This window comes from Streptomyces sp. NPDC048269 (assembly GCF_040652395.1).
Lineage (GTDB): Bacteria > Actinomycetota > Actinomycetes > Streptomycetales > Streptomycetaceae > Streptomyces.
The window spans coordinates 1-12,557 of record NZ_JBEZLW010000006.1 but is presented as its reverse complement, the minus strand read 5'-3'; the positions used below and the strand labels follow the sequence as shown (position 1 = coordinate 12,557).

The window sequence follows — 12,557 nt, the reverse complement described above, 5'->3', positions numbered from 1 at the left end:
CGGGCTCACCGCACGCCGGGGTCGGGTGTCGGTGCCAGCATCTCCTTGCTGATCCACGCCAGTGCGCCCTCCCTCATGCCGCGTACGTACGACTTTCCGTTGTGCTCACCATCCTGGATCACCTGCAGCGTGGTGTGCACGGGGCCCTTGCCGTAGTCCTTCATGAACTGCTCGGCCTTCTCTCGGCCGGTCTCCGCGGTGCCGATCTGGAAGTTGATGTAGACGTCCGGACCGCCGTCCTTGATCAGCTTCTCGGCGAGCTTCTCCGGGTTGTCCGCGTCCATGGCCTGTGTGTTTCCCTTCCACAGCGGGGAGTCGGGGACGATGTCGACCCCGCTCGCGATGGCCGCCTTGAAGCGGTCGGGGTACTTCAGGACGTGCTTGAAGGCGCCGAATCCGCCCGCCGAGGAGCCCATGAAGGCCCACCCGTCGCGGGACGTGAAGGTGCGGAAATTGGCCTTCGTGAAATCCGGGATGTCTTCGACCATCCAGGTGCCCATCTTGGGCTGGCCGGGGATGTCCGAGGCGTCGAAGTGGTGCTTGGTGTCGGCGTTGTGCACCGGCATGATCAGGATGAAGGGCAGGCTGGTACCGGCCTTCACCCCGTCGCTCACGGCCTTCTGGAGGCCGAGGCCGGGGCCCGTGCCCCAGTAGTTCGTGGGGTAGCCGCGGCCGCCGGGCAGGGAGATCAGGACCGGGAAGGCGCTCTTGGCGTACCTCGGCTCGTCGTACTCCTTCGGCACCCACACCCATACGTCACCCGTGAAACCGGACTTCGCGCCGGTGAGCGTGGTCCGGCCGATCTGGGTGCCGTCCGGCAGCCGGCTGGTGCGGACGAACTCGGCCTTCGGGCCGGTGGGCATGCGTACGCCCGGCCGGACGTCGGAGGCCTTGGAGGCCTTCGGCTTGACGTCGGCGTCGACCTTCCCGAAGGACACCGGATCCCCTATGTCCGAGAAGAGGCCGTACTTGTACGCGGCGGCGCCCCCGGCCGTGAGGGTGAGCGCGAGCCCACCGCCGATCAGAATCAGGCGCAGGCGCTTGGGGCGACGGCCGCCCTTGGTCGTGGGGCTGCCGTCGCCTTGCTGGTCATGCTGCACGGATTTTGTCCCGTTCCTTCTCCGGCGCTCGCTGCGGAGCGCGGGTCGGACCGATCGGTCCCCCTTACACCCTTTACAGAGGTATGAACGACGGGATGGGTTGCCTGGGACGGGGGTGACGTGGTGAGCACCACGAGGTGTTCACCACGTGCCGTGCGCGCGGGGGTACGGGCGCCGAACGGGCCTGGGTACGGGCCTGGGTACGGGCCTCTACGAGCCTCGGTACGGGCGTCAGTGCGACCCCGAGCACGGGCGTCAGCACGAGCCCCTCCGTACGGGCATCAGTGCGACCCCTCGGTACGGGCGTCAGCACGAGCCCCTCGGTACGGACGTCAGTGCGGGCCTCGCTACGGGTGTCAGCCGGCGGTCTCGGGCTGCGGAGCCTTGAGCACCTTGCTGATCCACTCCAGGGAGCCTTCCTTCATGCCCCGCACGTAGTGCCAGCCGTTGTGCTCGCCGTTCTGGATGTCGCGGATGGTGATCTTGACGGGGCCCTTGCCGTACTGCTGCTGGAACTTCGTCATCCGCCCCTTCCCGCTCTCCTTGGTGCCGACCTGGAAGTTGATGTAGACCTCGGGCCCGTTGGCGTCGATCAGCTTCTTGGCGAGCGTCTCCGGGTTGTTCGCGTCCATCTCGGCCTGGTGGCCCTTCCAGAGCGGGGAGTCGGGAACGATCTCGCCGCCGCTGGCGATCACGGCCTTGAACCGGTCCGGGTACTGCAGGACCGTCTTCATGCCGACGAACGCGCCGGAGGAGGAGCCCATGAAGGCCCAGCCGTCACGGGACTTGTACGTACGGAAGTTGGCCTTGGCGAAGTCCGGGACGTCCTCGGCGATCCAGGTGCCCATCTTGGGCTGGCCGGGGATGTCGGCGCCGTCGTAGTAGTACTTGTTGTCCGGGTTGAGCACCGGCATGATCACGACGAACGGGAGGCTGGTACCGGCCTGGACGCCCTCGCTGATGGCCTTCTGGAGGCCGAGGCTCCGGTCGGACCAGTAGTTGGCCGGGAAGCCGTTGCCGCCGGGGAGCGCGATGAGCACCGGGAAGCCGCTCTTGGCGTACTTCGGGTCGTCGTACTCCTTGGGCGCCCACACCCACACGTCACCCTCGAACCCGGACTTCGCGCCCGCGAGGCGGGTCTTGGCGATGATCGTGCCGTCGTCGAGCTTGGTGGTCTGCTTGAAGTCGGACTTCGGGCCCGTCGGCATGAGCACGTCCGGGTCGCCGGTGGGCTTGGGGGACGGGGACCCGCTGGGGGTGGCCTGCTGCTCCGCGGCGGGGGTCGGCGCGGCCTTGCCGAAGCTCACCTTCTCGCCGTTGCCGGAGAACCAGTCCAGCTTCCAGGCGGCGAAACCGCCGCCACCGCCGAGCAGGACCACGAGGGCGACCACCGCGGCGATCCATATTCGACGGCGGGAGCGCTTGGGCTGCGGGCGCTGCGGGTACTCGTGCACGGACTTCGCTCCGAACGATCATGGCTGCCCCGGGGCGGAGCAGAACGGCTGGGCATCCCCTAGGGGGTGGGATGTACGAATCCCCCACCCAGTTCCGAATTCAGCAAAAACATCAAGGGATCCTCAGCGGAACAGGGGGCGCCGCAACGTGTCCCGACCAGTGGCCCAACGGGCTCCCATCCGGTGTCCCCACCGGTGTCCCGACGGGCGTGTCAACGCTGGCCGTCGAGCACCTCCGCACACCGGCCGAGCAGCCGTACGAGCTGCTCCCGCTCCTCCTCGGTGAACGCCGCGGCGAGCGCCCGCTCCACCCGCACCGCACCGGAATCGGCCAACTCCAGCGCCGCGCGCCCCTCGTCGGTGAGCCGGGTCTCCAGCACGTTGCGATGCCATTCGTGCGGGGTCCGCTCGATGAACCCGCGCTCCTGGAGGTTCTTCAGCACGGTGTTCATGGTCGGCGGGGTCACCCCGCACAGCCGCGCGAGCGCGGCAGCGGAGATGCCGGGCTTCTCGTCCAGCCAGAGCAGCGCGGCGTACTGCGGAACCGTTACTGCGGCCGGCTTGCACGCTGCGTTCTTCGCCGCGAGAAGTGCCTGCTCAGCGCGCTTGAGGTGCGAGCCGATGCGCTCCGCGGGGGCCATGGAGGTCATTCCCGCATCCTACGGCCACTTGCATGCATTAGAGCTCTAACTTACATTCACCTTCACCTACTCAGTAGAGGACACATGTGATGACGTACTCGACGAAGCGGCGGCGGCTCCCGGCCATGGCGGCGGCACTGACGGCGGCCCTCGCCGGGGCGCTGGTGTGCGGAGCGGGCCCCGCCCAGGCCGTGACGCCCGCCGCTGACGCCCGTATATCCACGGCCTTCACCCTGCCCGGCGCGAAGGTCTATCCGGAGGGCATAGCCACGGACCCCCGCACCCACACCGTCTACGTGGGCTCGTACGCGGACGGCACCGTCTACCGGGCCCGCCCCGGCCGGCCCGAGGCCGAGGTGTTCCTGCCCTCCGGCACCGACGGGCGCCACACGGCGAACGGCCTGCGCGTCGACGCCCGGGGCCGCCTGTGGGTCACGGACTCCACCGCAGGCGTCTCCGTCTACGACACCGCGACCGGGGCCCGTCTGGCCCACTTCGAGGTGGCCGGAACCTCCCCCCGCTTCGTCAACGACCTGACCCTCACCCCGGACGGCAACGCGTACCTGACCGACAGCGTCCGCGGGGTGATCTACCGAGTGACTCCGGCCCAGCTGGCCGCCGGCAGCGGCACCCTGACCGAGGCGTACGACCTCACTCCGGCGCTGCGCCCCCGCCCGGCGGGCTCGTTCAGCCTCAACGGCATCGTCTCGGACCGGGCCGGGCGCTACCTGCTCACCGTCGACATGCCCGAGGGCGACCTCTACCGCGTGGACCTGCGCACCGGCGCCGTCCGCCGCGTCGACCTGGGCGGCGCCGACCTCAAGGCCGGCGACGGCCTCGACCTCTCCCCCGACGGCACCCTGCGCGTGGCGCACAACACCACCAACACGCTGACCCGCTGGCGGCTCGGCCAGGACGGCACCCGCGCCCGCCTGCTCCACACGATCACGGACCCGTCCCTGCAGATCCCCACGACCCTCGCCCACACCCCGGGCCGCACCCTGGTGGTCCGCTCCCAGTTCGACAAGGGCGGCCCCGTGTCCCCCGGCTCCGGCACCCCCACCACGTTCACGATCGCCTCGGTCCGCGGCCTGTAGGGAGCGCGCCGTCACGGACCGGCCGGGTGTGCCGCCCACGGCGGAAACACAGAAGGGGTCGGACTCCGTAGCGCCCGACCCCTTCCGACCTGCACATTTGATCGCGTCGCGGTCAGGGGCAGCAGGCGCACCGGAGCCCGAGCGCCCGGTCATCCGCGCCGAGTACGGATCAACGGCACACACCCCCTCGCGAGGGCTGCAATCGCTACGGTTGACCCATGACCGCACTGCCCGACTGGATGCGCCCGCCTCGCGCGGAAGGCTGGTTCGCGGAGGACCTGGACCGCCTCCCCGAGGCGCCCCGCCACACCGAGCTCATCGACGGAGCCCTCGTCTTCATGATGTCGCCCCAGAGGTGGTGGCATGGCCACCTCGTCACCATGCTCACGGTCGCAAAACACGGTGCAGATTCATCCAGCACGGTGACAACGAAGGGGTCGGACTAAACAGAGTCCGACCCCTTCTGAACTGCATGTTTGCCACGTCAGCGACGTGGTGTTATTTCATCCGCTCACACGCTGAAGCGGAACGTGTCGCGTAGAGCTCTGACCTGCGGAAACGTGGTTCTGAGCGGGCTAAGTCAGCACAGAATCAGCACGGGATCACGTCATCCATCACGCGAGATCGCCTTCATCGCCCAGCGGCTGCATGGGATCTGATGGATCGCGGATTCCACCGAGCCAGAGCCCTCAATGTCCGACCTGTGTTCCGGGTTCTGACGTTCCATTCCCCTCTGAATCTGACGGCTCAGTGCTTCGACGGAGCGCAACTGCCCCTCCTGCGCATCCGCACTTCTCTTGAGGTGCTTGGCGATCTGGTGCGCGCTCCGAAGGGAATGCGGCGCGTCGGAGGCAGGGTGGCGATGGGACGACCAACAGCACGTTGAGAGTCCCGGCCCGCTCGGCCCCCAGAGTGGTCTGCAGCGGAGGGCTCACCGAGATGCGTACGTTGCGGGCCAGGGTCTGACCGATGTTCTCGATCACCAGCACGAGCAGCGATGACCCAGGGATACGAGGCCTGATGTCGACGATGACGTACGGCTCCGCCTGCTCGCGTTGCGCCTTCTCCGTGAGGGCGTTGGCTTGCGCGACCGCTCTCGCCTGACGTCGGTTGTAGACGAGGGCCCAAAACGCGGCCGTCGTTGAGAAGACGAGAGCCGCCACGGAGATGACCACCGTGGCGATCTGGACCGATGAGTCGCTCATGGCCGGATGTTTGGGGGGTGGCCGGTTATGGCGCGGCAAGTTGCCGGAAATCCTCCGGCCGGGATCGTTGGCTCTCCAGCTTGAGCTGCGGGCCGCTACCGTGAAGCCATGACCGCACTGCCCGACTGGATGCGCCCGCCGCGCGCGGAAGGCTGGTTCGCGGAGGACCTCGACCGCCTCCCCGAGGCACCCCGCCACACCGAGTTGATCGATGGAGCCCTCGTCTTCATGATGTCGCCCCAGCGGTCCTGGCATGGCCGCCTCGTCACCGCCCTGACTACCACGCTCATGGCGCAGGCGCCGGCCGGATTCGAGGTCGAGCGGGAGATGACAATCCGCCTCGATGCCCGCAACCGCCCCGAGCCGGACCTCTTGCTGACGGACCTGCCCTATGACCCCGACCGCACCTGGTACGCCCCGGAGGACGTGAAGCTCGTCGTGGAGGCCGTATCCCCGGAGTCCGCCCATCGCGATCGCACAGTAAAGCTCCGCAAGTACGCGGAGGCCGGCATCCCGCACTACTGGTGCATCGAGGACGAGGACGGGGCACCCGTCGTCCACGTCTACGAGCTCGACGAACCCACCGGCGCCTACGCGCCCGCCGGGATCTTCCGGGGCACCCTCCAGCGCCCGGTCCCCTTCGAGGTCAGCCTGGACCTCGACAAGCTCACGCCGCCCCGAAGCAGCTGAAAAGTCAGCACCAAGTCAGCACGAATGCAGAAGGGGTCGGACTCGTCAGGGTCCGACCCCTTCTGACCTGCACGTTTGACGAAACTAACTAACATGCAGTAATGAGACGACTACACGTTGAAGCGGAACTCCACCACGTCGCCGTCCTGCATGACGTAGTCCTTGCCCTCCATGCGGGCCTTGCCCTTCGCGCGGGCCTCGGTGACGGAGCCGCACTCGACCAGGTCCGCGAAGGAGATGACCTCGGCCTTGATGAAGCCGCGCTGGAAGTCGGTGTGGATCACGCCCGCCGCCTCCGGGGCGGTGGCGCCCTGCTTGATCGTCCAGGCGCGGGTTTCCTTCGGGCCGGCCGTCAGGTACGTCTGGAGGCCCAGCGTGGCGAAGCCGACGCGGCCGAGGGTGGCCAGGCCCGGCTCCGCCTGGCCGACCGACTGGAGGAGTTCGAGGGCCTCGTCCTCGTCCAGCTCGGAGAGGTCCTGCTCCAGCTTGGCGTTCAGGAAGATCGCCTCGGCCGGGGCGACGAGCGCGCTCTGCTCCGCCTTGAAGGCGTCGTCCACCAGCTCGTCCTCGTCCACGTTGAAGACGTAGAGGAACGGCTTCGTGGTCAGCAGGTGCAGCTCGTGGAGGAGGTCGCCCTGCTCCGTGCCCTTGGTGATGCCCTTGGAGAAGAGGGTGTCGCCGGCCTCGAGGATCTTCTTGGCCTCGACGACGGCCGCGAGGACCGCGACCTTCTCCTTCTGGAGGCGGGACTCCTTCGTCAGGCGAGGCTCTGCCTTCTCGATGGACTGGAGGTCGGCGAGGATCAGCTCGGTGTTGATCGTCTCGATGTCGTCCTTCGGCGAGACCTTGCCGTCGACGTGTACGACGTTCTCGTCCTTGAAGGCGCGGATGACCTGGCAGATCGCGTCCGACTCACGGATGTTGGCCAGGAACTTGTTGCCCAGGCCCTCACCCTCCGAGGCGCCGCGCACGATGCCCGCGATGTCGACGAAGTCCACCGTCGCCGGGAGGACCTTCTGGGAGCCGAAGATGCCCGCGAGGACCGCGAGGCGCGCGTCCGGGACGCCGACGACGCCGACGTTCGGCTCGATCGTGGCGAACGGGTAGTTGGCCGCCAGCACGTCGTTCTTGGTCAGGGCGTTGAACAGGGTCGACTTGCCGACATTCGGCAGGCCGACGATTCCGATCGTGAGCGACACGTTGGCGACTTCCCGTAGCTGGAGGGGCGGCGGCCCGGAGGTGGGCCATCGGACAGTTTACTTTCCGATGAGTGGCGGTGGATGTACGCGTGTCCCCACGCGGATACCGCGCTCCCCCCGCCTAGCGTGGAGGGCGTGGAGCAATACAGGACGCGACCGGCCCCTCACCCGCAGCGACCCCCGGCCCAGCGAAGGGGAACGCGGCCCGCGGCCGTACCCGCCCAGGGCGGCGGCCGCCCCCTGCCCTCGATGACGCGGCGCATGCCCCTGCCCCGGCTGACCGGGCTCGGCGGCGGGCTGTTCGCGTGCGCCGCCATGCTGCTGGCCGGCGGGATCTGCTGGCTGCTCTTCGGCTCCTCGCTCTTCGTCTACGGGCTGCTCTTCCTGCCCGTAGCGGCCGCCACCGCCCTCTGGGTACGGCCCGCCGACCTGATCACCGCCCCGATCACCGTCCCCATCGCCTTCGCCGCCGGAGTGTGGCCCATCTCGGGCGGCTCCGGCGGCTTCGGCGGGCAGCTGATGGGGCTGGTGTCCGCCCTGTCCCTGCACGCGGGCTGGCTGTACGCGGGGACGCTGGTCGCCGCCCTGATCGCCGTGGTGCGCAAAGCCGTACTCATCGGCAGGCGAAGGCTGCCCCGGAGAACGGCGTAACACCGCCCCCTCAGGGCCCGAACGGGCGGCAGGGCCTAGTGCTTCGCCGCCATCGCCGCTCCCACGATCCCCGCGTTGTTCTGGAGCTTGGCCGGGACGATCTCGGCCCGGATGCCCTCGATCAGCGGCAGGAACTTCTCCGGCTTGCGGCTGACGCCGCCGCCGAGGATGAAGAGGTCCGGGGAGAACAGCATCTCCACGTGCGCCAGGTACTTGTGGAGCCGGTGCGCCCAGCGCTCCCAGGTGAGGTCCCCGTCCTCCTTGGCCTTGACCGACGCCCGCGTCTCCGCGTCGTGGCCCTTCAGCTCCAGGTGCCCGAGCTCCGTGTTCGGCACCAGCCGTCCGTCCGTGAACAGGGCGCTCCCGATGCCCGTGCCCAGGGTGAGCATGATGACCGTGCCGCCCCGGCCTCGACCGGCCCCGTACGTCATCTCCGCGACCCCCGCCGCGTCCGCGTCGTTGAGGACCGTGACGGGCAGCCCGCCCAGCTCGCGCGTGAGCAGCGCCGCCGCGTCGACGCCGAGCCACGCCTTGTCGACGTTGGCCGCCGAACGGGTGATCCCGTTCGTGACCACTCCCGGGAAGGTGACCCCGACCGGGCCCGTCCACGAGAAGGCGCCGACCACCTCCGCAACGCATCCGGCCACCCCCTCGGGGGTGGCCGGATGCGGTGTCAGTACCTTGTGGCGCTCCTGTGCCAGGTCGCCGCGGTCCAGGTCCACAGGAGCGCCCTTGATCCCTGTACCGCCGATGTCCACACCCATGATCTGCATGGACATACCGTACGAAAGGAGTTACTTGTCGGCGACCAGTTCCGCCGCTTCGGCGCGCAGGTCGCGGCGCAGTTCCTTCGGCAGCGAGAAGACGATCGACTCCTCGGCGGTCTTGACGATCTCCACGTCCACATAGTCGCGCTCCGCCAGCCACTCGAGCACCTGCTCGACCAGGACCTCCGGCACCGAGGCGCCCGAGGTCAGGCCGACCGTGGTGACGCCCTCCAGCCAGGCCTCGTCGATCTCGCTCGCGAAGTCGACCAGGTGCGCGGCGCGGGCGCCCGCGTCCAGCGCGACCTCGACGAGGCGGATCGAGTTCGAGGAGTTCTTCGAGCCGACGACGATGACCAGGTCCGAGTCGGCGCCCATCTGCTTGACGGCGGCCTGCCGGTTGGAGGTGGCGTAGCAGATGTCGTCGCTCGGCGGCGAGACCAGCAGCGGGAACTTGGTCTTCAGCGCGTCGACCGTTTCCATCGTCTCGTCGACCGAGAGCGTGGTCTGCGACAGCCAGACGACCTTGGACTCGTCGCGCACCTCGACGCCGGCGACGTCGTCCGGACCGTCCACGATCGTGATGTGGTCCGGGGCCTCGCCGGAGGTGCCGATGACCTCTTCGTGGCCCTCGTGGCCGATGAGGAGGATGTCGAAGTCCTCGTTCGCGTACCGGATGGCTTCCTTGTGCACCTTGGTGACCAGCGGGCAGGTCGCGTCGATCGTCGCGAGCTTGCCGCGCGCCGCCTCCTCGTGCACCACCGGCGCCACACCGTGCGCGGAGAACATCACGATGGAGCCCTCGGGGACCTCCTCCGTCCGCTCGACGAAGATGGCGCCCTTCTTCTCCAGCGTCTGGACGACGTACTTGTTGTGCACGATCTCGTGCCGCACGTAGACCGGCGCGCCGTACTGCTCAAGGGCTTTCTCGACGGCGATCACGGCTCGGTCCACGCCCGCGCAGTAGCCGCGGGGCGCGGCGAGCAGGACACGGCGGGAAGCGGGAGCAGGGGCGGGAGCAGTCATACGCTCCATCGTACGGGGGTCTCCAGCAGGCCGGTCGTCGCCCGTACGGCACACACTTGCCCGGAAGACCCGAAGGGGAGGCACCTGGTGACCCCGGTGCTGGGCGCGGCGGTGACCGTCGCGGTGATCGTGGAAGCCTCCTGGACGGCGCAGCTGGTGGGGCGGCGTGGCTGGCGGTCGGCCTGGGGGTGCTCTTCGCCCAGACGGCGCGGCGAAGGCGCCCCTGGCGGCGTCCCCGACGACCGCCTCTGACCACCACTTCTGACCACCGCCTCTGACCACTACACATGGCGACCGCCTATGGCGACCAGCCGGCGGCACCTCTGACGACCGCCCCTGGCGACCGTCCGGATCCCGACACCCTCGCCAGAGCCTGAGACGCTGTCAGCGGCGCCCGTTAGCCTGCGTGCATGGGACTCAATACGTCGGCCGAGGCGCCGCTGCCGGTAGGGCAGGTGTCCCGGCTCATCGGGGGCTGGATCGAGCGGCTCGGCCAAGTGTGGGTGGAGGGGCAGATCACGCAGCTCTCGCGGCGGCCGGGAGCGGGGGTGGTCTTCCTGACGCTGCGCGATCCCTCGCACGACATCTCGGTCAGCGTGACCTGCTTCCGCCAGGTCTACGACGAGGTCGCGGACGCGGTCTCGGAGGGCGCGCGGGTCGTCGTACTGGCCAAGCCGGAGTGGTACGCACCGCGCGGGCAGCTGTCGCTGCGGGCCACGGAGATACGGCCGGTCGGCATCGGCGAACTGCTGGCCCGGCTGGAGCGGCTCAAGCGGTCCCTCGCCTCGGAGGGGCTGTTCGCGCTGGACCGCAAGAAGCCGCTGCCCTTCCTGCCGCAGCTGATCGGCCTGGTGGTGGGGCGGGCCTCGGCGGCCGAGCGCGATGTCCTGGAGAACGCCCGGCGGCGCTGGCCGGCGGTCCGCTTCGAGGTGCGCAACGTCGCCGTCCAGGGGGTGCACGCGGTGCCCCAGGTGATCCAGGCGGTCAAGGAGCTCGACGCCCTCGACGAGGTCGACGTGATCATCGTGGCGCGCGGCGGCGGCAGCGTGGAGGACCTGCTGCCCTTCTCCGACGAGGAGGTCGTAAGGGCGGTCGCGGCGGCCCGCACCCCCGTGGTCTCGGCGATCGGTCACGAGCCGGACTCGCCGCTGCTGGACCTGGTCGCGGACCTGCGGGCCTCCACGCCCACGGACGCGGCCAAGAAGGTGGTCCCGGACGTCGGCGAGGAGCTGGAGCGCGTACGCCAGCTGCAGGGCCGGGGGCTGCGCGCGGTGAGCGGGCTGCTCGACCGGGAGGAGCGGGGCCTGGCGCACGCCCTCGCCCGGCCGGTCTTCGTCCACCCGCAGCGGATGGTGGAGACCCGCGAGGACGAGCTGGAGGCGCTGCTGGCGCGCGGCCGGCGGACGCTCGGGCATCTGCTGGACCGGGCCGACTCGGAGCTCGCGCACACGCTGGCCCGGGTGGTGGCGCTGTCGCCGGCGGCCACCCTGGAACGGGGGTACGCCGTGCTCCAGCGGGCTGACGGGCACGTCGTGCGCTCGCCGGAGGAGGTCTCGGCGGACGAGGTGCTGCGCGCGCGGGTCGCGGAGGGCGAGTTCTCCGTGACGGTCACCCCGGTACCACTGGTCGCGTCCGAGTAGCGGGCCTGCGGCCCCGGACGCGGTACACAGCCGCAATCAACACGTCGCACTACACAGACAGGGTGGAAACGGGAATGGCAGAGGCCGAGACGGCGCTGGGGTACGAGCAGGCGCGCGACGAGCTCATCGAGGTCGTCCGCAAGCTGGAGGCGGGCGGGACGTCCCTGGAGGACTCCCTCGCGCTCTGGGAGCGCGGCGAGGAGCTGGCGAAGGTGTGCCGGCACTGGCTGGAGGGGGCCAGGGCCAGGCTCGACTCGGCGCTCGCGGCCCGGGACTCGGCCGAGGAGGAGTGATCCCGGTCACCGCCGAGGAATTTAGTTGAAAATTCACCTACTTTCGCCGTAGAGTCGGGGACATCGCTTCACACCCGGATGGAAGAAGGCTTCCGATGTCTCTCGTTCTTGACTCCGCCGCGCAGGACCTGCTGTTCCGCGAGGCCCGCACGGCCAACTCGTTCTCCGACGAGCCGGTCACCGAGGAGCAGGTCCAGGCGATATACGACCTGGTGAAGTTCGGCCCCACCGCCTTCAACCAGACCCCGCTGCGCATCACGCTGGTCCGCTCCCCCGAGGCCCGCGAGCGTCTCGTGAAGCACCTGGCCGAGGGCAACCAGGCCAAGACGGCCGCCGCCCCACTGGTCGCGATCCTCTCCGCGGACAACGAGTTCCACGAGGAGCTCCCGCAGCTGCTGCCGCACTTCCCGCAGGCCAAGGACATGTTCTTCGCCGAGCGTCCGGTCCGCGAGCAGTCCGCCCTGCTCAACGCCGCGCTGCAGGCCGCGTACTTCATCGTGGGCGTCCGCGCCGCCGGCCTGGCCGCGGGCCCGATGACCGGCGCCGACCTCGCCGGCATCCAGAAGGAGTTCCTGGACGCCGACCACACCCCGCTGATGATCGTCAACATCGGCAAGCCGGGCGAGGACGCCTGGTTCCCGCGCTCCCCGCGCCTGGCGTTCGACGAGGTCGTCACCACCGTCTGAGCCCGAGGCGCCCGAGGCGTCCGAGCACGAAAACGGCCGCGGGGCCCCCGGGGGGGGGGGGCGCGGCGGCGCCCGCCCCGGGGCGCCTCCCGGAAGGAGGCACGGGGGCCC

12 protein-coding genes and 2 pseudogenes are annotated in these 12,557 nt (G+C 69.5%); 8 read left to right on the top strand and 6 right to left on the bottom strand.

Annotated features, from left to right (window positions below):
- Positions 1-5 precede the first annotated feature (5 nt).
- The 3 genes from AB0D48_RS08800 to AB0D48_RS08790 form a co-directional block, all read right to left on the bottom strand.
- Positions 6-1,100 carry an alpha/beta hydrolase-fold protein gene (locus AB0D48_RS08800; protein WP_362392382.1) on the bottom strand — a complete coding sequence of 365 codons (1,095 nt, stop codon included), beginning with the start codon at positions 1,098-1,100 and terminating at the stop codon, positions 6-8.
- A 356-nt stretch (positions 1,101-1,456) separates the two neighbouring features.
- Positions 1,457-2,554, bottom strand: a complete 1,098-nt coding sequence (locus tag AB0D48_RS08795; RefSeq protein WP_362392379.1) for an alpha/beta hydrolase-fold protein — start codon at positions 2,552-2,554, stop codon at positions 1,457-1,459.
- Between the two features lie 212 nt (positions 2,555-2,766).
- Positions 2,767-3,204 (bottom strand): MarR family transcriptional regulator, encoded by a 438-nt coding sequence (locus AB0D48_RS08790; protein WP_362392376.1) that lies wholly within the window; start codon positions 3,202-3,204, stop codon positions 2,767-2,769.
- Between the two features lie 80 nt (positions 3,205-3,284).
- On the opposite strand from AB0D48_RS08790, the gene AB0D48_RS08785 reads away from it, so the two are divergent.
- From AB0D48_RS08785 to AB0D48_RS08775, 3 genes and pseudogenes are all read left to right on the top strand, one after another.
- Positions 3,285-4,292, top strand: coding sequence for a superoxide dismutase (locus AB0D48_RS08785; RefSeq protein WP_362392373.1), 1,008 nt, complete (start codon positions 3,285-3,287; stop codon positions 4,290-4,292).
- Positions 4,293-4,510: 218 nt separating this feature from the next.
- Positions 4,511-4,687 (top strand): annotated as a pseudogene (locus AB0D48_RS08780) (Uma2 family endonuclease); the annotation flags it as partial.
- Positions 4,688-5,605: 918 nt separating this feature from the next.
- Complete coding sequence (locus AB0D48_RS08775; protein WP_362392370.1) at positions 5,606-6,187, top strand: Uma2 family endonuclease; 582 nt, start codon at positions 5,606-5,608, stop codon at positions 6,185-6,187.
- 110 nt (positions 6,188-6,297) lie between these two features.
- Here AB0D48_RS08775 and ychF read toward each other — a convergent pair whose 3' ends face one another.
- Complete coding sequence (gene ychF, locus AB0D48_RS08770) at positions 6,298-7,386, bottom strand: redox-regulated ATPase YchF (protein WP_362392367.1); 1,089 nt, start codon at positions 7,384-7,386, stop codon at positions 6,298-6,300.
- Between the two features lie 249 nt (positions 7,387-7,635).
- Between ychF and AB0D48_RS08765 the strand changes: the two genes are divergently transcribed.
- Positions 7,636-8,037 carry a DUF6542 domain-containing protein gene (locus AB0D48_RS08765; RefSeq protein ID WP_362392364.1) on the top strand — a complete coding sequence of 134 codons (402 nt, stop codon included), beginning with the start codon at positions 7,636-7,638 and terminating at the stop codon, positions 8,035-8,037.
- Between the two features lie 35 nt (positions 8,038-8,072).
- Here AB0D48_RS08765 and ppgK read toward each other — a convergent pair whose 3' ends face one another.
- On the bottom strand, positions 8,073-8,810 hold the full coding sequence (gene ppgK, locus AB0D48_RS08760) for a polyphosphate--glucose phosphotransferase (protein ID WP_362392361.1): 738 nt from the start codon (positions 8,808-8,810) through the stop codon (positions 8,073-8,075).
- A 21-nt stretch (positions 8,811-8,831) separates the two neighbouring features.
- The gene (locus tag AB0D48_RS08755) at positions 8,832-9,836 is read right to left on the bottom strand and encodes a 4-hydroxy-3-methylbut-2-enyl diphosphate reductase (protein ID WP_362392358.1); all 1,005 of its coding nucleotides are present in this window, start codon (positions 9,834-9,836) and stop codon (positions 8,832-8,834) included.
- Between the two features lie 69 nt (positions 9,837-9,905).
- On the opposite strand from AB0D48_RS08755, the pseudogene AB0D48_RS08750 reads away from it, so the two are divergent.
- The 4 genes and pseudogenes from AB0D48_RS08750 to AB0D48_RS08735 all read left to right on the top strand — a co-directional run.
- A pseudogene (locus tag AB0D48_RS08750) lies at positions 9,906-10,079 on the top strand (amino acid permease); the annotation flags it as partial.
- A 158-nt stretch (positions 10,080-10,237) separates the two neighbouring features.
- Positions 10,238-11,467 carry an exodeoxyribonuclease VII large subunit gene (xseA, locus tag AB0D48_RS08745; protein ID WP_362392355.1) on the top strand — a complete coding sequence of 410 codons (1,230 nt, stop codon included), beginning with the start codon at positions 10,238-10,240 and terminating at the stop codon, positions 11,465-11,467.
- 74 nt (positions 11,468-11,541) lie between these two features.
- On the top strand, positions 11,542-11,760 hold the full coding sequence (locus AB0D48_RS08740; protein ID WP_362392352.1) for an exodeoxyribonuclease VII small subunit: 219 nt from the start codon (positions 11,542-11,544) through the stop codon (positions 11,758-11,760).
- 95 nt (positions 11,761-11,855) lie between these two features.
- A complete protein-coding gene (locus AB0D48_RS08735; RefSeq protein WP_362392349.1) occupies positions 11,856-12,446 on the top strand; it encodes a malonic semialdehyde reductase in 591 nt (196 codons plus the stop codon).
- Positions 12,447-12,557: the final 111 nt, after the last annotated feature.